The 19,703-nt window shown below is 54.1% G+C and carries 23 protein-coding genes; 12 read left to right on the top strand and 11 right to left on the bottom strand.

The features are described 5' to 3' along the window. Positions 1-39 precede the first annotated feature (39 nt). Positions 40-1,362, top strand: a complete 1,323-nt coding sequence (locus tag DXY31_RS02110) for an NHLP bacteriocin system secretion protein (RefSeq protein WP_114991482.1) — start codon at positions 40-42, stop codon at positions 1,360-1,362. A gap of 15 nt (positions 1,363-1,377) precedes the next feature. Then, entirely contained in the window at positions 1,378-1,554 is a 177-nt protein-coding gene (locus DXY31_RS16675) for a hypothetical protein (RefSeq protein WP_170953499.1), read from the top strand. A 113-nt stretch (positions 1,555-1,667) separates the two neighbouring features. On the opposite strand, the gene DXY31_RS02105 is transcribed toward DXY31_RS16675, so the two are convergent. Continuing rightward, a complete protein-coding gene (locus tag DXY31_RS02105; RefSeq protein WP_114991478.1) occupies positions 1,668-1,832 on the bottom strand; it encodes a metallothionein in 165 nt (54 codons plus the stop codon). A gap of 167 nt (positions 1,833-1,999) precedes the next feature. Between DXY31_RS02105 and DXY31_RS02100 the strand changes: the two genes are divergently transcribed. The 4 genes from DXY31_RS02100 to DXY31_RS02085 all read left to right on the top strand — a co-directional run bounded on the left by DXY31_RS02100 (position 2,000) and on the right by DXY31_RS02085 (position 3,662). After that, complete coding sequence (locus DXY31_RS02100; RefSeq protein ID WP_114991474.1) at positions 2,000-2,260, top strand: Nif11-like leader peptide family natural product precursor; 261 nt, start codon at positions 2,000-2,002, stop codon at positions 2,258-2,260. A 193-nt stretch (positions 2,261-2,453) separates the two neighbouring features. Next, positions 2,454-2,729 (top strand): Nif11-like leader peptide family natural product precursor, encoded by a 276-nt coding sequence (locus tag DXY31_RS02095; RefSeq protein ID WP_114991471.1) that lies wholly within the window; start codon positions 2,454-2,456, stop codon positions 2,727-2,729. Positions 2,730-2,925: 196 nt separating this feature from the next. Next, positions 2,926-3,216, top strand: a complete 291-nt coding sequence (locus tag DXY31_RS02090; protein WP_114991467.1) for a Nif11-like leader peptide family natural product precursor — start codon at positions 2,926-2,928, stop codon at positions 3,214-3,216. A gap of 158 nt (positions 3,217-3,374) precedes the next feature. Next, entirely contained in the window at positions 3,375-3,662 is a 288-nt protein-coding gene (locus DXY31_RS02085; protein ID WP_114991464.1) for a Nif11-like leader peptide family natural product precursor, read from the top strand. A gap of 267 nt (positions 3,663-3,929) precedes the next feature. On the opposite strand, the gene DXY31_RS02080 is transcribed toward DXY31_RS02085, so the two are convergent. The 6 genes from DXY31_RS02080 to DXY31_RS02055 are packed head-to-tail and all read right to left on the bottom strand — an operon-like array spanning position 3,930 to position 12,832. Further along, positions 3,930-5,759: a TolC family protein gene (locus tag DXY31_RS02080; RefSeq protein WP_114991461.1), complete on the bottom strand. Its 1,830-nt coding sequence runs from the start codon at positions 5,757-5,759 to the stop codon at positions 3,930-3,932. Positions 5,760-5,811: 52 nt separating this feature from the next. Further along, positions 5,812-6,939: an FUSC family protein gene (locus DXY31_RS02075; RefSeq protein WP_114991458.1), complete on the bottom strand. Its 1,128-nt coding sequence runs from the start codon at positions 6,937-6,939 to the stop codon at positions 5,812-5,814. Beyond that, positions 6,936-7,898 carry an FUSC family protein gene (locus tag DXY31_RS02070; protein ID WP_114991454.1) on the bottom strand — a complete coding sequence of 321 codons (963 nt, stop codon included), beginning with the start codon at positions 7,896-7,898 and terminating at the stop codon, positions 6,936-6,938. The genes DXY31_RS02075 and DXY31_RS02070 overlap by 4 nt, the downstream gene beginning before the upstream one ends. 36 nt (positions 7,899-7,934) lie before the next feature. After that, positions 7,935-8,837, bottom strand: coding sequence for an LCP family protein (locus DXY31_RS02065; protein WP_114991451.1), 903 nt, complete (start codon positions 8,835-8,837; stop codon positions 7,935-7,937). 60 nt (positions 8,838-8,897) lie between these two features. Beyond that, positions 8,898-11,024 carry a cation:proton antiporter gene (locus DXY31_RS02060; protein WP_114991448.1) on the bottom strand — a complete coding sequence of 709 codons (2,127 nt, stop codon included), beginning with the start codon at positions 11,022-11,024 and terminating at the stop codon, positions 8,898-8,900. Next, on the bottom strand, positions 11,024-12,832 hold the full coding sequence (locus DXY31_RS02055) for an ABC transporter ATP-binding protein (RefSeq protein WP_114991445.1): 1,809 nt from the start codon (positions 12,830-12,832) through the stop codon (positions 11,024-11,026). The genes DXY31_RS02060 and DXY31_RS02055 overlap by 1 nt, the downstream gene beginning before the upstream one ends. A 304-nt stretch (positions 12,833-13,136) precedes the next feature. Between DXY31_RS02055 and DXY31_RS02050 the strand changes: the two genes are divergently transcribed. The 3 genes from DXY31_RS02050 (at position 13,137) to DXY31_RS02040 (ending at position 14,123) form a co-directional block, all read left to right on the top strand. Further along, positions 13,137-13,367 carry a hypothetical protein gene (locus DXY31_RS02050; RefSeq protein ID WP_114991442.1) on the top strand — a complete coding sequence of 77 codons (231 nt, stop codon included), beginning with the start codon at positions 13,137-13,139 and terminating at the stop codon, positions 13,365-13,367. Between the two features lie 46 nt (positions 13,368-13,413). Beyond that, a complete protein-coding gene (locus DXY31_RS02045) occupies positions 13,414-13,674 on the top strand; it encodes a Nif11-like leader peptide family natural product precursor (RefSeq protein WP_114991439.1) in 261 nt (86 codons plus the stop codon). 152 nt (positions 13,675-13,826) lie between these two features. Beyond that, a complete protein-coding gene (locus tag DXY31_RS02040) occupies positions 13,827-14,123 on the top strand; it encodes a Nif11-like leader peptide family natural product precursor (RefSeq protein WP_114991436.1) in 297 nt (98 codons plus the stop codon). A gap of 215 nt (positions 14,124-14,338) precedes the next feature. Here DXY31_RS02040 and DXY31_RS02035 read toward each other — a convergent pair whose 3' ends face one another. Next, complete coding sequence (locus DXY31_RS02035) at positions 14,339-15,133, bottom strand: transposase (protein ID WP_114991432.1); 795 nt, start codon at positions 15,131-15,133, stop codon at positions 14,339-14,341. A gap of 122 nt (positions 15,134-15,255) precedes the next feature. On the opposite strand from DXY31_RS02035, the gene DXY31_RS02030 reads away from it, so the two are divergent. The 3 genes from DXY31_RS02030 (at position 15,256) to DXY31_RS02015 (ending at position 16,883) form a co-directional block, all read left to right on the top strand. Then, entirely contained in the window at positions 15,256-15,519 is a 264-nt protein-coding gene (locus DXY31_RS02030) for a Nif11-like leader peptide family natural product precursor (RefSeq protein WP_114991409.1), read from the top strand. Between the two features lie 200 nt (positions 15,520-15,719). Next, complete coding sequence (locus tag DXY31_RS17815) at positions 15,720-16,118, top strand: Nif11-like leader peptide family natural product precursor (RefSeq protein WP_114991406.1); 399 nt, start codon at positions 15,720-15,722, stop codon at positions 16,116-16,118. A gap of 567 nt (positions 16,119-16,685) precedes the next feature. Then, positions 16,686-16,883: a hypothetical protein gene (locus DXY31_RS02015; protein ID WP_114991400.1), complete on the top strand. Its 198-nt coding sequence runs from the start codon at positions 16,686-16,688 to the stop codon at positions 16,881-16,883. A 19-nt stretch (positions 16,884-16,902) separates the two neighbouring features. Here the strand turns inward: DXY31_RS02015 and DXY31_RS02010 are convergent, their stop codons facing one another. The 3 genes from DXY31_RS02010 to DXY31_RS02000 form a co-directional block, all read right to left on the bottom strand. Beyond that, positions 16,903-17,244 (bottom strand): RNA-binding protein, encoded by a 342-nt coding sequence (locus DXY31_RS02010; RefSeq protein WP_114991397.1) that lies wholly within the window; start codon positions 17,242-17,244, stop codon positions 16,903-16,905. 303 nt (positions 17,245-17,547) lie between these two features. Then, positions 17,548-17,844: a hypothetical protein gene (locus tag DXY31_RS02005; protein WP_114991394.1), complete on the bottom strand. Its 297-nt coding sequence runs from the start codon at positions 17,842-17,844 to the stop codon at positions 17,548-17,550. A gap of 5 nt (positions 17,845-17,849) precedes the next feature. Further along, on the bottom strand, positions 17,850-19,676 hold the full coding sequence (locus DXY31_RS02000; protein WP_114991391.1) for a DEAD/DEAH box helicase: 1,827 nt from the start codon (positions 19,674-19,676) through the stop codon (positions 17,850-17,852). Between the last annotated feature and the right edge of the window lie 27 nt (positions 19,677-19,703).

The raw sequence follows: 19,703 nt of genomic DNA, 5'->3' as shown, positions 1-19,703 counted from the left end.
TACCGACAGAGACTGTTCATCGCCAGCAAGATGGCGTGTATGACTACGTCTTCCCGCGTTGAGCGTCTTCGGGGCCGATGGAACGGCCTCACCGACCATCAGCAGGTCGGCGCCTCACTGGCCGGCATGGGCACGCTATTCGGTGCTTGGCTTCTGTTCTGGCCGGTGCCCACTGAAGTGGAAGGACGCGGCGTTTTGATCTACCCGGACAATGCTGGGATTCTCAATGCCAGGGCAGCTGGCCAGGTCCTGAGCATCAACACCGAGGTCGGACAAGGCGTGCGCAAGGGTCAGGTGCTGATGACTCTGTATCTACCTGTGCTGGAACGGAAGCTCGACCAGCAGAAAGGAAACTTGCGTCAATTGGTGCGTCAGAACGCGGAACTGGATGAGCGGGACGCCCTACGGATTCGCACAGCCAAGCTGGCTCTTGATACAGCGTTGGCCAAGTTAGACGACGATGAAAAACGTCTGGCCAGGCTTCAGGCGACTTACAACAGCAAGCTCGACAACCTCAACTGGTTGGCGAGACGGGAGGTGGTGGCGCCATTGGCACAGGAGGTGGTGTCTGCGGAACAGGGCCTCACCACGACAAGTGTCCAGCTGGATGACATCAAGATTCAGCGCAGGGACCAGATCACCGATTTCCAGCAAATCAAGCTCAACATCGAGTCTGAGAAGCTGGACCGGCGGTTTCAGATCGATGATCTCAAGCGGGAGATCAAGGTCATGGAGGCCAGAATCGCCTTTGACGGCAATGTCACTGCGGTGCGCAGTGGCACGGTGCTTGATCTTCAGGTCATTCAGGGGCAGACGGTCAAGCTTGGTGATCGTTTAGGCACCATTGGCCGTAACGCCAGACCTCCGAAGGGCGAAAGCAAAACCGGAGGTGATCTGATCGCCGTGTCGTATTTCTCTCCTGCGGATGCCCGTCGACTTCCGATTGGTTTGCCAGTGGAGGTTGTGCCCCTCTGGAATCAGCGCGGTCGTTTTGGTGGGATCGTTGGCAAGGTGCGCAGTGTGCTCACCCTCCCCGCCACGCAGGAAGATATCTCCACCACGATTGGCAATAACCAGTTGGCAGAAGCGCTTGTCGAACACGGCCCTGTGATGCGTGCTGAAATCGAGCTCGACCGTCACCCCCGCACTGATGACGGCTATCGATGGACGCTTTCGCAGGGCAGTGGGGTTTTCCCGATCCGCGAAGGTCTCACCGTAGATACGTTCGCCTATGTGGAGTGGCGCTCACCGGTGACTTACATCATTCCTGGGTTGCGTTCGCTTACCGGCGGGTTCCGTACATTCCGCATTGATCGCATCTGGGATCTGCCGTTCCTGCGGCAGCCAGGAACCCCTCAGTGATGTTCTGACTTTTTTATGTCACTCCGTCCTCTTTTGCGTCAGGAACTTCCCTGGCTGGTTTCAGAATTAGTTCTGCTGATCATTCTGCTCAATGCCAATCCACCTGAACTGTGGTTCTGGCTTGTTGTGTTTCTCGTGATTTTTGGCTATCGCATCGAGCGATGGTGGTCGTCCAGACCCGTAGATAAGTAGTACGGCAGCTCTGATGTTTCAGAGTGCTCCATTCCGAATAAGAACCGCGCCCGTTTCGAAGGGTTGAGTTCATCCAAGCGGCGAGATAAGAAGACGGTTGGGGGGCATTCGGCTTAGATCAACATGGCTGAGGGGCACCATCCCCGATGGCATCCGCAGCCATGTCCATCCGCGCAGGCTTCAGAGCAGAAGGCTTTGCCCTGACGTATTACAGCTTTCGGCACTTGAACGGTGCACTGACAACCTTGGTATTCACACCTGATCAGATCAACATCCATGGGTGACTCCGGGATCGATGATCTTGGTTTAGTCCTGCTGAAAGTTTCTCGATAGGGCAAGAGCCGCCCCTTAAGGTTCGGTTTTAGGACCAAGGTTGAATGTTGCCCGGAGTACGGGTGACACTGTGGCTGGCCATGCCTAAGTCTCCTGTACTCGCCAATCACCCATGTCAGAGGCGCAACTCAAAGCATTCCTTGAAAAAGTCAAAGGCGACACCAGCCTTCAGGAGAAACTACAGGCAGCAAATTCACCTGAAGATGTTATAGGCATTGCTAAAGAACATGGTCATGAATTCACCGCTGAAAAGCTCAGTAAGCTAAGTGAAAATGAGCTAGAAGGTGTTTCGGGTGGCGGGCGAACAGGTTGGGTATGTTCAGTGCTGGTCGCATGCGGGAATAGTGTCCAACTGGAATGCCGAACTAAGTGACCTGCCAATCTAATTTAACTACTAACCATATCAAACCTGAAGCGCTTGCAATTGCAGGTGCTTTTTATTCCTTCAATCTCATTCAATAGCCCAACAATTAGCCTCCAATCCCTGCCACGATTGAGTGCAGTAATTATTAGCCAAAGACACTTAAAGACATTATTGCTATAACAATTAAAGATTCCCGATACCCATGTCAGAAGAGCAACTGAAAGCATTCATCGCCAAAGTCCAAAGCGATACCAGCCTTCAGGAAAAGCTCAAAGCAGCTGCTGATTCAGACGCAGTTCTTGCGATTGCGAAAGAGGCGGGATTTAGCATCTCTGCTGATGACTTGAAGAACGCTCAATCAGAGGTTTCAGAAGAGGAACTGGAAAACGTGGCTGGCGGTTTTGATCCTCGGAACTGCGGTGGAACCCTTGGGTGCTGGTTTTCCTTGCTTCCTGTTCTTGCTGGCTGGGGTGGTTAGTTGGTTGTAGTTTACTCATAAAAACCCCTACCACCACAGGGGGGTTTTATTTCTTCAATCACCCCAAAAAGACCAACAATCAGTCTTCAATAGGTGACGACTTCGTCGCCATACCTGGCACGATTGAGCACTTTAATTGTTAGTCAAAGACACTGCAGAAGACCGTTGCTATAACCGGTAAAGACTCCTGGAACCTATGTCAGAGGAACAGTTCAAAGCCTTTATTGAGAAGGTTCACGGAGACGACAATCTGCAAGCGAAACTAAAAGCAGCAGCTAATCCTGATGCTGTGGTCTCTATTGCAAAGGAGGCGGGATTTAGTATTTCTGCTGACGACTTGATGAACGCTCAATCAGAGATGTCTGAAGAGGAATTGGAAGGTATAGCTGGCGGAGTCGTTGACGAGGCTCCTTTGGGATTATCGCGCCCAGGCAAGACACAACAGCCGCCAGTCCGTGCTCCCAGGTTGAGCAGCAGCCTACTCTGAATCAAAGCCCCTCCAACCGCAGGGGCTTTTTACTTCTTCAACCTCGCCAATAAGCTCATAAATCAGCCTTCAATACCTGGCACGATTGAGCGCAGTAAGTATTAATCAAAGACACTTCAAAGCATCGTTGCTATGACTGCTTAAAAGACCTACTAACCATGTCAGAAGAGCAACTCAAGGCGTTCCTAGAGAAGGTCAAAGGTGACACCAGCCTTCAGGAGAAGCTCAAAAGGGCAGTGGATACCAATACTGTTGCTGAGATTGCGAAAAATGCAGGTTTTACGATTTCTGCTGATGACTTGAAACAAGCTCAATCAAAGGTTTCTGATGAGGAGCTCGAAGGCGCGTCTGGAGGACTGATGACAGTTCCACCTCATCCCTGCGGTGAAAATATTTTACGCCGCTTTTCTCTTGAGATAGCTCTGCTGTGCGACCATCCAAATTGAAGATTTTTGATGTTGTTTACTTGTTAGGAGTTTACTCATAAGAGCCCCTGCCTCCTCAGGGGGGTTTTATTTCTTCAATCACCCCAAAAAGACCAACAATCAGCCTTCAATAGGTGACGACTTCGTCGCCATACCTGGCACGATTGAGCGCAATTGAGCAGACATAGGCGGGATTTAATGAATCATCAAATCTGCTATTAGTTTGCAAGACAAGCCAGTATTCGCTCAGCGCTAGTTATCAATCCTGATTCCCAGATGTTCGGCTGGTCAGGGTTGATTCAGTTCATGCATTGAGAACCCTTCCAGGGTCAGCTCCGTGGGAACAGTTGAGTCGGGATCCCTTGGCATCGGCAGAAGTTCACGCAACAGCTGGGCGTAGGTCACATTCACATCCACAGTTGCGATTAGGCGGTTCACCAGTGAATCAACCAGCTGTGTCTGAGTCACTGAGAGATCCACTTCATTGGTGAGTCCTGTCTTGTAGCGGAGTGTGCTGTCTCGGAAGGCTTCCTTGCTTGCTCCTACTGCACGCCGCGCCGAAACCAGCTTGGCCAGACTTGCTTCATGATTCAGGAAAGCCCGTTCGAGGCGAAGCCGGATGCTGTTGCGGGTGGCCGCGTACGACTGGCTTGCTGCCTGCTCCTGCAAAGAAAGGGCTTTCACGGCGTTCGCCGTTGCACCAGCATTGAAAATCATCCAGTTGAAAGCGAGCCCAACCGACCAGTCGTATCCCGCCACCTGCTCGAGGGGAAAAAACGTGCCACCGCAGCATCCTTCGCCCATTAAAGAGAAGTTGAAAGTGCGTTCTACCGATGCCATGCCTCCCACGGACGCGAACAGGCTCAGCTTGGGCAGGAGCTGAGCTGCCGTTTCGTCCTGCTGCAATGCCAGGGCCCGTCGCGTGGCGAGGATCGCATCAAGCTCGGGGTTGCTGTCGTAGGCGGCTAGCAAGGACTGTTCAAGACTCAGTGGCCAGGCTGGTGCCAGCCTGATTGCGTCGCCTGCACTAGGAACCACATCGGCGGGCAGATTTAACAGGGTCCATAACGCTCTTCTTGAAACAGCTCGATCCGCCAGAGCCTGGATCAGTTCCTCCTGATCAGTTGCGAGGGTTGCATTGCGGCGCAAAAGATCCACCCGCGGTACGAGCCCTGCCTGTTTGAGATTCAGCGTATCTTCCAGCACGATCAAGTCGGTTCGTACCACTGCATCACGAATGCGTACCAACTGCTCATTCAGCTGAAGCTGGTAGTAAGCCTCACTGATCTCGAGTTGCAGCGCTCGGAGCTGGTTGGCGTACTGCTGTTTGAACTGCTGCAGCTTGGCATCGGCGGAGCGGACCCTTGGCGTGCGGGCGAAATCGATCAGCGCGTAGTTGAGTTGCAGGCCCGCTTGCGAGTCAACGCCATTGGAGTCGGCATATAACCCCCCTCCTGCTGGTATGTAGAAGGGGCCTGAAGTACTGCCGCTGATCTTCTTGTCGTTCTTGGTGAGCGCGAAATTGGGTGTCTGGCCCTCTTTAGCGAACAGAGAACCAAATCCGAAGTTGTTGTTGCCGTAAGGCGAAAAGGTGGTGCTGCCGTTCTGGAAACCCTCTAGATCGGCAAACACGCTGATGGTGGGCCAGTAAGCCCCTGAGAGCGAGGCGACCCTGGCGCCCTGCGCAGCTATCTGCTCCCGTTGAATCTGAAGTTCGGGGTTGTTGCGGAAGGCAATCGCGATGGCCTGCTTCAGGCTTACGGATTTCACCTTGGAGTTTTGATCAGCCAGTCCAGGAAGACTGAGAGGTGGATCTGGAATGCTGTCTTCTTCACTGAGAGCATCTTCTGCCGGGCGGTTGGCGTCGATGAGATTGGATGGCAGTTCCGGCGCCTTTAGGTCGTCCGAATCATCAAGGTCTGTCGCAGGGCCCAACAGCGTGTCCAGGCTGTCGAGTTGTTGGTTCAGTTCGCTCCAGCTGCGTTCGAGCTGATAGGTATTGCCGCCGTAATTCAGGCGCGCTGGAGTTCCTCCATCTGGAGTGGCTGTAGAGGCCGCCGGTAACAGCAGGCCAACAATCGGGATCAGAAATGAACCCCTGATGAACGACCTGATCAAGGGATGAGCCTGGTGTCCTTGAGGGCCTTGATCCTGACGCCGTACAACAACTTCAGCGAGTTGAAGTGACAGGCTTCGATCTGGCCATTCCCGGCAGGCAGTCGTGCATCACGGAAGCTCCATGCTCAATCAGGGATGTGCGCAGAACGATCTGTCGCATCCGCTCTGGGGAAATGTCTGCCTCCTTGCCCTTGCGTCCAGCATGCAATTCGAGGCTGGTCGTCAGCTGTTCAGCCACTGCTTCTAGATCTCTGTTCAGCACCATCAGGGCTTGCAGATCCAGGCACTGCTTCTCGGTTAAATCGGGCTGGCGCAGGTTTCCGGACAGGGCAGTCAAGAGTTTGATCTGATGCTTGATAACTTCCGCCTCTTCAAGATGAAGGGCTTTGATGCTGAGCGGTGACTGGATTGGTGCCGGTAATCCTCGCAAGCCGTCCAGCACTGAAATCAGCTGGGAGATCAGTAAATCAAGTGCTGTCCAGAGCTGGTGCAGCGGGTGGTTCTCCGGATTTAGGCCTAGTTCCACTTGGGCCTGATCCCGTTGCTGTCTCAGGGCATTGAGTTGTTGCAGGATCTCGGTGCGTCGGTCCCTGCGATTGGTCATTGAGATTCGTGTGGGAGTTTCCGCCTCCAGCCGTTGTCTCTCTAGCTCAAATTCTTGGATTAGTTCGTCGATGAAGCGGGCGAACTGCCGATGAAGCGACGGAATCGTGCCACTGGGCCAGACGTAGCGAGTTGCCCACAGCGATAGTGCGATGCCGAAGGCTGTCCAGAACAGGCGAGCCATGCCCCAGATTGATTCCTCTGCGCTGTGGACTAGCCAGCCCATGATCACGATGTTGCCGGCGACCTTGTATCCCACCTGCAATCCAAGAGCACCTCCGAGCAGACGAACGCTGGCGAGAGCAAGACCGAGCCCAAGGGGTAGAGGAAGTTCAAGGCCGCGCGAGAAGAGCACCGCGATCAACACACCCATCACCGACCCGAGGATGCGTTGAATGCTCAGCTTCATCGAGTTGCCGTAGCTTCCCGACAGCACCGCGGCTGTGCAAAGAGGCACGTAGTAGCCGTAAGGAACAGTGTTGAGCAACCCGAAGCCTGCACCTAGACCCGTCACCAGGGCGAGCCGAATGTCGGACCGTTGGATCCAGCGATTGGGTTGTTTTCTACTGCCGCTCATGATGATCGCTCAGCATTGAGTAGTTGCTGGCACGTCAGCACCCGTCGGAAGCGAGTCACCTGCTCTTCAAGAGCGATCCGTTGAGGTAACGACAACCCTTCATCGCAGCCGTTCAGATCCAGTCGACGTCGGGGTGCTGGTCGTTCAACCAGGTATCTCCCAAGTGCAGGGAGATATTCGCTCCCCTTGTCGCGGTGAAGCCGCTCAATCAGCCGTTCCACGAGTATCCAGCGCACCTGTTGGCAGCGCCACAAACTGAGGCATTGGCGCCAATGATCGCGATCTAGTCGCTGCACATGACGAGGCCCCAGACTCAGCTCCACATTGATCAGGCGCTGCAGCTCCAGAAGCTGGTTCGTGATTACTGCAGGTTGGATTTCAGGTGGAGGAGAGCCCATGCCCTGCAGCGCAAGACTGTGGGCTTCGACCCTTGTTTGCAGAAGCTTGGTGAGCTGTTCATGTAGGTATTGCATGCGAGCCAGTCGATTCTTCGGCCAGAGCAGACGACCCATCACCAGTGCCACGACGATTCCCACCAGCGTGTCGATGCTGCGGTTGAGCACGTAGTCCCAGCTCAGCGTGGCGTATTCGTGAATGCCCAGAAACATGACGGTGACTGTCACGGCTGTGGACATGCCACTGGCCCAGCCAAACCGCCGCAGCAGCGGAATCGTGATCAACAGGCTCATTAGGATGCCGATCCAGCCACTCATGATCGAATGCACCAGAAAGGTGATTAGCCCACCTGTCACTGTTCCGAGGATGCGTCCTCGGGCAGCTCGAATACTGTTCTCGTCCTGGTCGTCGACGATCAGGTTGACAGCCAGAAGTGGATACCAGAGATAGGTGATGCGCTGGAAGTGCTGAGCAATGGCGCAGGTAATCAGGATGCTTACCCCGAGCCTGATGCTCTGTCGCAGCAGATTCCTGTCCACAGATGCAACCGCCGGCGTCGCCATTGTGAATGGCTTAGGCGATGAAGGCTCGTCGTTGGCTCAGTAGAGGAAGCGGTAGCGCCGGCTGCTGGATTCACTGGCTTCACCACCGCTCTGTTGCGCAGGCCATTCAGTGTCGAGATAACTGATTCCGTTCCGATAGAAGGGGCGTGCATCAAGACGTTCGGTTTCCAGTTCCGTCAGCCCCATAGCCGTGATCAATCCGCCCAGCTCCATTGCACCCAGATCGGTCTCAAGGTTGTTGCCTGCCTCTTTGATCAGGGCTGGAAGTTTCACGAGGTGTTCAGGACGGGTGAGTCGGCTGAAAAGGCTTTTCAGCACGAGCTGCTGTCGTGCCAGACGACCCAGGTCACCTTCCTCATCATGTCTCCAGCGCAGGAAACCCTCAAGGTCTCGACCTTTGAGCAGCTGCGGTCCAGGTTGCAGATCAATCAGCAGTCCCTGACTGTTGTCGCGGTAGTAAAGGCGTTTGGGGACATCGACTTCTACGCCATCTACTAGATCACTGAGTGTTCGGATTCCATTGAGGTTCACAAGGATGTGGTGGTCGATCGGTCGACCCATCAGCCTTGATAACTCCGTCTTCACGGCTTCATGCCCTCCGTAGGCATAGAGAGCATTGGCTTTGACAGGCCCGAAGCTATGGGAATCGATAAAGCTATCTCTAGGGATCTGGGTGATGGAGGTGCGGCCTCCTTCCACTTTCAACGTGAAAATTGCATCGGTGTTGCCGCCACCCTCATCAACGCCGAGCACAAGAATCTCGCGGTTATCGAAGACGGACCAGGCTGAAAAAGGGTTGCTGACAGGCAGCAGCAGGGGAGCTTCGGATTCGGGCATGAGCGAGCGACTGAGGGGAATCGCCAGCAAAAAACCGCCCGTCAGCCCAACGATGGCAGACAGGAGCAAGGTTTTTGGCCGAACTTTTCTCGCATCATCCATTTCCGTACTTTAAGCCCAAAATCTCAATTTCTTAACGATTCCTTTCTTGGTTGTTCTGGTTCAGGTCAGGGGCTCGCTGATCACCATCGAAGCGCAATTCAGCAGAGACACCAGATTGCTGGTTCGATCACTCGCGGGGATGGGCAATCCTGCAACTTGACGGCGCTGAGAGCGCAAGATCACCAGATCGTGATCGCGGCTGCTGAGTTCGATCTTGGTTTCAACTCCTGGTCCGTACGTGAGCTGAATGCGAATGTTGGCGCCCATGCTGTTGCGAGGTTGCCAACGACGCAGCTCATGTTCGATCCGGATACGTTCAGATCGATTGAGTCGAGGATCAACGATATGCAGAAGTGTGATCAGGCCCTGCTCGCTGGATTGGCTCGCGAGAATTCGCTGGGCGAGTTCAAACTGTTCGCGGGCGCTGGCGGAGAGATCTTTGATTGGAACAAGAATTCGTCGAAGTGATTCCACCTGACGTTCAGCAAGGTTGACCACCACAACTGGGCAATGTGCAGTGCGGCAGACCCCGTCCACGAGGTCACCGAAGAACCAGCGCCTCACCTTGTCCGGTCGTCCGGCTCCAATCATCAACAGATCAGCACCCTGTTCAAGGGCGCTGCGACTCATTCCGCCTGCAATATCTTCATCCAGTCGCAGCAGGCAGCGGGTTCTCACCTGCAGCTGCCTGCCGATAGTCGCAGCCTGGGACAGCCTCTCTCGGGCAGATGCCACTGCACGATTCAACCCACCTCTCGCTTCTTCAAGGCTGGGACATACCAGAGCAAGGGGCAGCAATTGACCCTGCATTTCGGCACCGCCGCTCAGGAGTCGTGAGGCAATGCTCAGCAGCCCCTGTTCGGTGGAAGGATTCGCGATCGGAACGACGATGGTCAGTGGCCGGCTGACCACATCGAATGGGGTGACATCGTCTGATGAGGCGTCATCGCTAAGCACTGCGTTGCTGCGCCTTGTTCGTTTTGGTTCCACCAGTTGCCTGACCGATCGTGCGGTGAGGGTCGGGCCGAGGGTTGCGGTCACCACCATCATCGCCAGAACGGCATTCAGCACCGTTTGGTCGAGCAATCCGGCCTCGTAGCCAATGAATGCTGTGGCCAGTGTTGCAGCGACCTGTGGCATGGCCAACGACCACATCATCACCATCTGGTTGCCGTTGTACCGGAAGGCCCGACCGGCAATCAGGCTCACGACCCCTTTGCAGCTGATGACACCGATCACCATCAAGACAGGCAGTTGAAAATGGGTGATGGAGTTTTTGAGGCTGCTCAGATCGAGCAGCAGGCCAAGGTGAATGAAAAAGATGGGGATGAACAGAGCCGCACCAACCAGAATCACCTGCTGTTTTGACTTTCCCTCTGGCAGCACGGAGTTCACCGCCAGTCCAGCCAGAAAGGCCCCGACGATTTTTTCTACGCCGGCAAGTTCCGCACCAAGCGAAGCGATGAACAGGATGAGCAGGATGGTGAGGAAGATCCGACTTTCGTCGTTGACGCTTCCGCGGAAGATCCTGCGTCCGACCGTGCGAATGATGACGACGACTGCTACCGCAAAGATTGCGACGCTGGCGATCAAGCCGGCCAGATTAATGAGTGAAAAGGAGTGCCTGCCAAGACCGATGGCGATCGCAAGTACGACCAGAGAGGCGATATCGGTGAGAATTGTGCTGCCCACGCTGACCACGACGGCCTCATCTCGTTGCGCTCCATAACTGCGCACGATTGGATAGCCCAAAGGGGTATGCGTTGCAATCAGGCTCCCGATCAGCAGGCAGGGCACCAGCGGATAGCCGAGTAGGAGTCCGATGACTCCCCCTGTTGCCATGCCACCGACAAAATGGAGAACTCCAATGGTCAGAGATCGACTGCGTACTCGATTGAATTCATCGAGATCAATTTCCAGTCCAACAATGAACAGGAGATAGATCGCGCCGATGTCAGAAACGAGTTGAAGGGTCTCACCATCGGGCTGCAGAAGGTTGAGAACGCTGGGGCCCATTAGGACGCCAGCGAGCAGTAGGCCGACGAGATCGGGAAGGCCTGTTCGCCTGAACAGGGGTGGAACCAGCATTGCCAGCGCCAAGAGCAACGCGAAGCTTCCCAATGGCTGATGTGCCAAGTGGGACAGCGACGTGAGCCCCGGTGATGCCGCAGCGAGCAGGGGCAACATCAAAGGATCAGTGCTTCATCGCGGCGCAGTCCGGCCTGAACGCGCCAGAGATCGGCGTAGACACCAGCTTGATGCAGCAGTTGTTCATGGGTGCCATCTTCCACGATGCAACCGTGGTCCATGACAACGATGCGATCAGCATGTCGAACCGTGCTGAGTCGATGAGCAATCACCAATGTGGTGCGGTTCGCGGTGATGCGCATCAGTGAACGCTGGATCGCAGCTTCTGTGTCGTTGTCGACTGCAGCGGTCGCTTCATCAAGGATTAACACAGGAGCATTTTTCAGAATCGCTCTTGCTAATGCGATGCGTTGGCGCTGCCCTCCTGAGAGTCGTTGTCCTCTCTCTCCAACGACTGTGTCGAACTGTTCCGGCAGTGCCTGGATGAACTCAAGTGCTTCGGCCTCGCGAGCGGCGTCACGTACCTGCTTCGACGAGGCGTTGGGTGCTCCGTAGGCGATGTTTTCACTTACGCTGCCGTGAAAGAGATAGACGTCTTGACTGACAAGCGCGATGGAGCGCCGAAGATCATCGAGTCGCAATTGTTCAATAGGGATTTCATCCAGAAAGATTCTCCCTGAATTGAGGGGATAAAGCCTCAGCAAGAGTTTTATTAGAGAGCTTTTGCCTGAACCGGTAGCTCCGACAATTCCAAGTGTTTTCCCCGCAGGAATGTTTAGGTTGAATTTGTTCAGCAGAACGGGTCGATTTCGATAAGCGAAATCGACCAGCTCGTAACGGATGTCTCCACGCACCTGATCTGCGGCTACGCGGCGGCTTCCACCAGCGATCTGTATCGGTGTGTCGATCAGATCCAGAACCCGCTGGGTTGAGGCCATGGCGCGTTGGTAGTCATCCAGCGTGCGGCCAAGAGTTGTGAGTGGCCAGAGCAATCTCTGGGTGATGAAGACAAGAAAGCTGTAGGTTCCAACTGCGATCACGCCATTCCTGGCTTGAACTCCCCCGACCAGCAGGATTGCCAGGAACGCAAACAGAATGGCGAAACGGATCAGTGGAATGAAAGCGGCGGAGATCCTGATGGCATGTCGGTTGCATTCCCTGTAGGCATCACTTTCCCTTCGGAGCTGTTCAAGCTCCCAGCCTTCTTGAGCAAAGCTTTTGATGGTGAGCATCCCTCCAATGTTGTTGGTGAGCCTTGAGGCCATGTCTCCTGCTCGTCGGCGTACATCGCCGTAGCGTGGGGCAAGCCGGCGCTGGAAATTGAGTGAGCCCCAGAGAATGATTGGGATTGGCAGGAAGGCGAAGAGCGCCACACCCGGAGCCAACACCGTCATCAAACAACCCACCAGCAGCACTGTGGTGATGAGATGCAGGATCTCATTAGCTCCATGGTTCAGAAATCGCTCAAGCTGATTGATGTCATCGTTGAGCACCGTGAGCAGCCGTCCACTGCTGTCGTGTTCGAAGAAGTCCATCTCCAGTCTCTGGAGATGGTCATAAGCCTCAAGGCGCAGGCTGTGTTGAGCGCTCTGGGCCAGGTTTCGCCAGAGCAGGCCATACAGGTACTCAAAAAAGGATTCAGCCGTCCAGACCAGGAAAGAGAGTATTGCCAGCACGATTAACTGACTGAGTACCGTGGTGGCTCCGAGCTGAGCAAGCCAGGACGTGTCCTGCTGAACAACCACGTCCACTGCAAGAGCAATCAGTACCGGTGGTGCTAGATCGAAGATTTTGTTGATCACCGAGCAGCTGGCAGCACTCCAAACCCTCTGGCGGTATGGGCGCAGATGCTTGAACAAACGAATCAGAGGCGCCTGCTCGCTGGCATGGGGCTTGAATTGAGGCATCCGCTCTGGGTGTTAACAGCTTCATTCAAGCGTTGAGCCACCTGTCAAGCTCTGACTGGTTTTGATTACGACGAAAGGAGGGGTTCTACAACGGTTTCTCCATCGTTTCTACGACGATCACTTGGCTCTTGGCCGCGACTTGCTTAGCAGCGGAGCAGTCGCAAGCCTGCGTCTTGCTGCTCTCCTTTGGCGCATTCCCATCCCCTTTGAAGAGATCCCTAAGAGATCGCTGAACGTGTTGCATCCATACCCTTCTAGGCAGTAGTACAGACGTACTGTTGCTAGGTCGTTGGGTGGTCCGCGCATGGAGGAATGGGATTTCATTGACGAGCGAGAGCTGCAGAACTGGAAGGGTTCGCGCATCTGCCTCACCTGTCAGCACTTCGCCTATGGCGTGGATGGCCACTGCCGAACGATGGTGGCCTGCAACCTCAGGCAGCAGCAGCTGCAGCAGGGCGATCACTTGATCAAGCGTTGCCGCCACTGGAGCCCCACTTGGCAAGACCAGGCCGGATGGTGCCCGGAGTGCGGGTGACGCTGCTGCAGGCCATGGCTAAGTCTTCTGTACTGGCCAATCACCCATGTCAGAAGAGCAACTCAAAGCGTTCCTAGAGAAAGTCAAAGCTGACAGCAGCCTTCAAGAGAAGCTCAAAACCGCAGCTGATGCCAATGCGGTGGTTTCGATTGCAAAAGAAACTGGATTTTCAATCCTTGCAGGGGAGTTTCAATCATTAGTGGATGATGCCGAATTGGAAAGTGCAGCTGGAGGATGCCAGGTCAATTCAGCGAAACTTAGTTTTCCTCCGTATTGCGACTTTCCTCCCAAAAATCAAATTGGATAGGATTTGTTTGACCATGCCCAGTCGTTGAAATAATTGGGATCAAAATAAAGCATCAATTATTCTATAATTTATGCCGCGATTGAGCGCAGTAATTGTTAACAAAAGGCGCTGCAGCAGGCCGATGGTATTATCTTTGATCAGAACTGATAGCCATGACAGAAGAGCAACTCAAAGCCTTTCTAGAGAAGGTCAAAGCAGACACCAGCCTTCAGGAGAAGCTGAAAGCTGCTTCGGATGCTGATGCTGTGGTTTCTCTTGCCAAAGAGGAGGGATTTAGCATCTCTGCCGATGACTTGAAGAACGCTCAATCAGAACTTTCAGAAGAAGAGCTGGAAAGCGTAGCTGGCGGAAACTACACTGACACTGGGTTATACATCTGTCCGGCAACACACGGCGGCGGAAAAGGACACACGGGACACTGCACTCACGGACTAGCTCCATGCTGTTGAATTAAGCCTACTCATCAAAGCCCCTGCATTGACAGGGGCTTTTTATTTCTTCAATCAACCAAATAAGCCCGCCATTAGTCTCCGATACCTGGCACCACTGACAACAAAATAGTCATAGCTTTCAGCCGCCCAGTCGCCTAATCCATCCACAAAAAATGCAAGGCAGAGCAAATAAAACCTCAGCATTCTTTAGCCCTACATCTACCCTTATTCCCTCAACGCAACTGCCAAAACCTTCGCCCCATGTCGCCATCACGGATGCCATTCGCTCGTCTAAATCTCACCGCCACCTGATGCCACTCCTCTGGAATTTGATTGAGGCAAATATCAAATGCAAAGCGTAACTTCTGCTGTCCTGGTGACACCCGGTTCTTCTTGCTTCTGGCACTTCTATTGGTTTCAACCAGTCGTTTCAGCATCCTTGAGCCCCAATGGCGCCTAGAGCCGCCTTTGCTTTTGTGCCGGTAGTTCTGGCAGAACCGTGCATATCGCCTGGAACATCCCTTCAGGCTTGATGCCAGTTGCAGAAAGCTTGGGTGCCATTCGCTGATGCCATCACATGCCAACCGTCCGTAATGCCCGTAATTGGAATAGGGGTCATAAAACCCTTTTCTTATTCCTTCTGCCTTTGGATTGGCGTGGATATAACGCAATGTATTCAGCACTCGCCTGTGGTCTGTTGGAGCAATTGCAGTGGCGTAATACCTCGCCTCCCAAAAGTGCCCGCAACGACCACTCAGGCGATTAAGTGCCATCGCTGAATACCAACCAAACCAATGCATCAGCTTTGGCAATTCATTTGCATCATCAGGACGCAACAGCAAATGCAGGTGATTAGCCATCAGGCACACCGCATACAACCTATGGGGCACCTTTTGCTTGGCTTTAGAGAGCACAGCTAGAAGCACATCACGCCTCAATCCTTTGGCAATCAGAAACTGACGGCTATTGCATCTGAGTGTGATGTGAAAGGCGTGACCTGCAGGAAGCTTGCGTTGAGTACGTCCCATTCCATAAACGATCAGGTTCGCTGATTGTGGCTATTAATCTCCCGACTAAATATTTACCAGCCCCGCCACGAGCGGAGGTTTTGCTGAACCAGTGCTACAACAGCTCTATTAGCACCTATCCCATGTCAGAAGAGCAACTCAAAGCGTTCCTTGAAAAAGTCAAAGGCGACACCAGCCTTCAGGAAAAGCTCAAAGCAGCAGCTAATCCTGATGCAGTAGTTGCGATTGCAAAAGAAGCTGGGTTTAGTATTTCTGCTGACGACCTAACTAATCCAAAGCTCTCTGACGAGGAGCTGGAAGGTGTGGCAGGTGGACACTGCATTTTACATCCATCCATCACTGACACCCCCTCTTTAATACTGCCCATCATCATTTGCCCACCATAACTGCCACTAACAACTCAGTGACTCACCAACAGCTTACACGCTCGAATAACCTCTGAAATTGACAGGGCTTTTTATTGCTTCAATCACCCCAAAAAGACCATCAATAAGCCTTCAATACCTGGCACGATTGAGCGCAGTAAGTATTAGCCAAAGACACTGCAGCAGACCGTTGCTATGACTGCTGAAAAGACCTGCCACTCATGTCAGTAGAACAACTCCAAGCCTTCCTGGAAAAAGTGAAAGGTGATTCCAATCTTCAAGCCAAGCTAAAAGCAGCTAAGTCACCTGAAGACGTCGTGGGCATCGCTAAAGAACACGGCTTCGAATTCACTGCTGATAAGATTACTGAAATCAGTAAAGAGGAACTAGAAGGCATGGCTGGAGGCTGTGGTGTTGGGGGGCAGAGAAGAATACCAAAACTGGTGGCTTTGGCTCACACTGTGGGGCAGGTTGTTGCTGGTAAAAATCTGGTGTCCATAATTTTTCCCCTTCGGCTTCAAAACTTACACACTCAAAGCCTCTGCATTTACAGGGCCTTTTTTATGCTTCAATCACCCCAAACAGCCCACAAATCAGCCTTCAATGCCTGGGACGATTGAGCGCAGTTGAGCAGAGATAGTCAGTGCTTAATTAGTAATCAAGGCTGCAATCAACTAGCAACTCCGGGCAATACTCGTTCAGCAGCAGCGATCAACTCCGACTCCCTGGCGTTGGTGCTTGGCGTGACTTAGAGAGGCTTCTGTGTGGTCTCTGCAAGGCCCTGTGAGAGGCGCTGCTTTGGTTGATCTGTGTCGGCAGACGTTGCTTTGAGCTTGTCTGTGAGCCTGTAGGCGTGTCTCAATATCAATGCGCATTCCTTCCTCTTTTCCCTCAGCGCATCGCGACAACTGATAAGCACGCATTCGCAATAATAAACCCTTGTTGAGAGCGTGCTGGCAGCGACTCCCAAGGCGATTGGCAGCAGCAGCAGCAGCGATTGGCCGCTCAGCACCACCATCGGATGCTTTCTACAGCGATGTCGCAGTGTCTGGCCTATCTAAGCCAGTGCAAGCTCGGTGTTTGCAGTGCATCTCAGCATCTGTGTGCTCAATCAAGCGTTGTATTGCGTGGACGCTAGGTTTCGGTGACAGCCGAGGTAGACCGGAAGAAGAGAACGAGGAGGTTGCATGACCCGTTCACGCGCACTGAACCGCTTTCATCGGTATTTGGCACATCTTCATCGGCAGGTCCTGCGCTGCAGGATCCCCAGCCTTCAGCATGAATGGGAGCGCTCTGAACCCCTGAACGTGAGTGATCGTTTGAGGCGACGTGCTCTTGTTCGTGATCAGCTGCTGGATGGATTGGAGCAGGAGCCGGCTCTCTGAACCGGCTCCAAGGCCTTAATCACCAGCGATTGCCTCCACCACCGCCGTAGCCGCCGCCGCCGCCATCGCGGCCGCCGCCGCCATAACCACCGCGGCCGCCGCCACCGCCGCCACTGCGCTCGCGAGGTGTGGCCTTGTTGACACGGATCATCCGGCCCATCCATTCGACGTTTTGGAGATCGTCGATTGCTTTTTGCTCGTCCTCGTCAGTGTTCATTTCAACGAAGCCGAAGCCGCGCTTGCGACCCGTTTCTCTATCGAGAGGAAGGCTGGCGCTCTTCACTTCGCCGTACTGGCTGAACAGGTCAAGCAGGTCTTCCTGCTCAGCCTGGAAGGAGAGATTGCCGATGTAAATGGTCATTTCCTGTTGGGACCGATGGACATTTGATCAGTGAAGCCGTGGTCCGAATTGGAAAGTCCTTGATGCTGTAGCCGAGAAGCTGAAGCCGGGGGGAGCGAGCCGATCAGAGCCGAACGATGAAGCTGATGCTTCTACACGCTACAGCCTGGACAGGGAAGAGATGGGAAAACAATGTCTGATTCCAATGTCTGATTCCCTGCTGGCGTGTTGATGAGTGAATTGCTGGTGTTCGGATCAAATTCCCTGACTCACCGATGGAGAGCTCAGTTTTTATGCGAAACCCTGGTCAACTGCTGATGCAATTCAGATTTTGAAGCGTTCAGCAGCCTCCTGTTTGCAGGTTTCCTGTGCCGCTTCAATCGTGCTCAGCAGAGATTGCCACTGAATTGAATTGCCCTGGTTCATTTCCCTGAGAAAGCAGGCACAGGTGAAATCCCCCATCCCCTCAGGAGGGATTTTCCCAGCCTGGCTCATGGCTGTCTTGAAGCCAGCAAGGCAAAGCTGGGTGATCTTGTTCTCAGCTTCCATGGAGCTTGCCGGCAAGGAGGCCGGAATTAGCGTGGCAAGAGCCATGCTGATCAAGCAAGTGCGGCCGACCATCAGGTTCAGGAGGCTTGAGAGATCTGAAGCTCTCGGTTCATGACTTTCAGTTTGCGAAGAGCGTTGTACACATCCTCAGGCATGCCTTTGGGGAGATCCACAAGGCTGTGCGCATCAAAGATTTGAATTCTTCCGATCATTCGCCCTTGCAGTCCTGATTCATTGGCGATCGCACCGACTAGGTTCCCAGGCTTGACCCGGTCGCGATAACCCACCTCAACCCTGTAACGCATCATGTTGTCTTCAGGTGGGCGTGACTCTCGATCGATGCGGCGACGATCGCGACCGCGTGGATCACGGCGATCATCTCGTCGATCGGCGCGGGCAGGAGTCTTGAGCCAGCCTTCATCACCCTGCACCAGCAGCGGTTGATCACCCACTGCAAGCTTTAGTGCTGCCACTGCCAGCTGCTCCATGCTCAGCTCGTTTTCCTGACCCACCCGTTGAATCAGCTCCTGCAGCAGCGCGATTTCTTCGTTGCTTTCGGCTGAAGCAGCCTGACTGAGGCGACTACGCAGCCGATTTAACCTGCTTTCGTTGATTTGGGCATTGCTGGGAATGTCCATCGGTTCAATGGCCTGACCCACAGCCCGTTCGAGGTTGCCGACAAAGCGACGTTCCCGAGGCGTGATGAACAGGATGGCTTCTCCTGTGCGCCCGGCACGACCTGTGCGCCCGATGCGGTGCACATAAGCCTCACTGTCGAATGGCATGTCGTAGTTGATCACCAGCCCGATCCGGTCCACATCAAGACCACGGGCTGCCACGTCTGTGGCTACGAGGATGTTCACCGTGCCCTTGCGCAGGCGATCAACGGTGCGTTCGCGCTGGTTCTGTGGAACATCACCATTGAGAACCGCCACATCGTGACCTGATGCCTCCAGGGACTCAGCCACGGTGAGAGTGATGGCCTTGGTGCGGGCGAAAATGATCACGCCTTCTCCGGTCACAGCTTCTAAGACTCGGTTCAGGGCCTCGAGTTTGTGGCCGTTCTGAAGCGTGATGGATCTGTGGCGAATTCGTTTGGCTTCACGGTCTTTGGTCTTAATAGTGATCTCTGCCGGTTCGCTCAGATAGCGCTTGGAGAGACGGCGGATCTCATTCGGCATCGTTGCCGAGAACAACACCACCTGACGTTCCTCAGGCAGTTGCTCGAGGATCCACTCCACATCGTCGATGAAGCCCATTCGCAACATCTCGTCGGCTTCATCCAGCACCAGACTGCGCAGTCCTGAGGTGTTCAGCGTTCCCTGGCGCATGTGGTCCATTACCCGACCAGGGGTGCCGACCACCACATCCACACCACGCTTGAGAGCATGAATCTGTGATCTGAAATCGGAGCCTCCGTAGATCGCCAGCACATTCAGATGGGGATGTCCGGCGGCGTAGGCCTTGAAGGAGTCGGCCACCTGCATCGCCAGTTCGCGAGTGGGTGCGAGCACCAGCACCCTCGGCTGATTGCTACGCCCCTCAAGGCGTTCCAGCAGAGGAAGCGCGAAGGCAGCGGTCTTGCCTGTACCCGTCTGAGCTTGGCCGACCAGATCGCGTCCCAGCATCAGTTCCGGAATTGCCGCTTTCTGAATTGGGGACGGTTCCTTGTAGCCCTTTTCTTCCAGGGTTTTCAGCAATGCCTCACTGAATCCGAAGCCTGCAAACTCGGAAGGATTCGCTCCCTCTGTGCTTTGGTTTGCAGCTAATTCGCCTTCTCCGCTCGGTTCAATCACGGTGGTGAAAAGATCCTGCTCCTCAGCAGCCGCTGTCGGTTGAGGAAGTTCTGAAACAGTGAGATCCACTGCGCAGGGCTCAACGGCCTGCGATTGCGTCTGGGTCATGTCGATGAAGGCGGTCTGCCTGATTGA

The organism is Synechococcus sp. UW179A (assembly GCF_900473965.1).
Taxonomy (GTDB): domain Bacteria; phylum Cyanobacteriota; class Cyanobacteriia; order PCC-6307; family Cyanobiaceae; genus Synechococcus_C.
Note: the sequence above shows the minus strand (reverse complement) of the source record. Positions and strands in the feature narration are given on the sequence as shown.

Bases quoted from the DNA above. Each gene is read 5' to 3' on its own strand.
- DXY31_RS17815 (WP_114991406.1), top strand. From the start codon at position 15,720: ATGTCAGTAGAACAACTCCAAGCCTTCCTGGAAAAAGTGAAAGGTGAT.
- DXY31_RS02030 (WP_114991409.1), top strand. From the start codon at position 15,256: ATGTCAGAAGAGCAACTCAAAGCGTTCCTTGAAAAAGTCAAAGGCGAC.
- DXY31_RS02045 (WP_114991439.1), top strand. From the start codon at position 13,414: ATGTCAGAAGAGCAACTCAAAGCGTTCCTAGAGAAAGTCAAAGCTGAC.
- DXY31_RS02075 (WP_114991458.1), bottom strand. From the start codon at position 6,939: ATGAGCGGCAGTAGAAAACAACCCAATCGCTGGATCCAACGGTCCGAC.
- DXY31_RS02060 (WP_114991448.1), bottom strand. From the start codon at position 11,024: ATGTTGCCCCTGCTCGCTGCGGCATCACCGGGGCTCACGTCGCTGTCC.
- DXY31_RS02110 (WP_114991482.1), top strand. From the start codon at position 40: ATGACTACGTCTTCCCGCGTTGAGCGTCTTCGGGGCCGATGGAACGGC.
- DXY31_RS02000 (WP_114991391.1), bottom strand. From the start codon at position 19,676: ATGACCCAGACGCAATCGCAGGCCGTTGAGCCCTGCGCAGTGGATCTC.
- DXY31_RS02105 (WP_114991478.1), bottom strand. From the start codon at position 1,832: ATGGATGTTGATCTGATCAGGTGTGAATACCAAGGTTGTCAGTGCACC.
- DXY31_RS02040 (WP_114991436.1), top strand. From the start codon at position 13,827: ATGACAGAAGAGCAACTCAAAGCCTTTCTAGAGAAGGTCAAAGCAGAC.
- DXY31_RS02010 (WP_114991397.1), bottom strand. From the start codon at position 17,244: ATGACCATTTACATCGGCAATCTCTCCTTCCAGGCTGAGCAGGAAGAC.
- DXY31_RS02070 (WP_114991454.1), bottom strand. From the start codon at position 7,898: ATGGCGACGCCGGCGGTTGCATCTGTGGACAGGAATCTGCTGCGACAG.
- DXY31_RS02100 (WP_114991474.1), top strand. From the start codon at position 2,000: ATGTCAGAGGCGCAACTCAAAGCATTCCTTGAAAAAGTCAAAGGCGAC.
- DXY31_RS02035 (WP_114991432.1), bottom strand. From the start codon at position 15,133: ATGGGACGTACTCAACGCAAGCTTCCTGCAGGTCACGCCTTTCACATC.
- DXY31_RS02095 (WP_114991471.1), top strand. From the start codon at position 2,454: ATGTCAGAAGAGCAACTGAAAGCATTCATCGCCAAAGTCCAAAGCGAT.
- DXY31_RS02085 (WP_114991464.1), top strand. From the start codon at position 3,375: ATGTCAGAAGAGCAACTCAAGGCGTTCCTAGAGAAGGTCAAAGGTGAC.
- DXY31_RS02050 (WP_114991442.1), top strand. From the start codon at position 13,137: ATGGAGGAATGGGATTTCATTGACGAGCGAGAGCTGCAGAACTGGAAG.
- DXY31_RS02090 (WP_114991467.1), top strand. From the start codon at position 2,926: ATGTCAGAGGAACAGTTCAAAGCCTTTATTGAGAAGGTTCACGGAGAC.
- DXY31_RS02055 (WP_114991445.1), bottom strand. From the start codon at position 12,832: ATGCCTCAATTCAAGCCCCATGCCAGCGAGCAGGCGCCTCTGATTCGT.
- DXY31_RS02015 (WP_114991400.1), top strand. From the start codon at position 16,686: ATGACCCGTTCACGCGCACTGAACCGCTTTCATCGGTATTTGGCACAT.
- DXY31_RS02005 (WP_114991394.1), bottom strand. From the start codon at position 17,844: ATGGTCGGCCGCACTTGCTTGATCAGCATGGCTCTTGCCACGCTAATT.
- DXY31_RS16675 (WP_170953499.1), top strand. From the start codon at position 1,378: ATGTCACTCCGTCCTCTTTTGCGTCAGGAACTTCCCTGGCTGGTTTCA.
- DXY31_RS02065 (WP_114991451.1), bottom strand. From the start codon at position 8,837: ATGGATGATGCGAGAAAAGTTCGGCCAAAAACCTTGCTCCTGTCTGCC.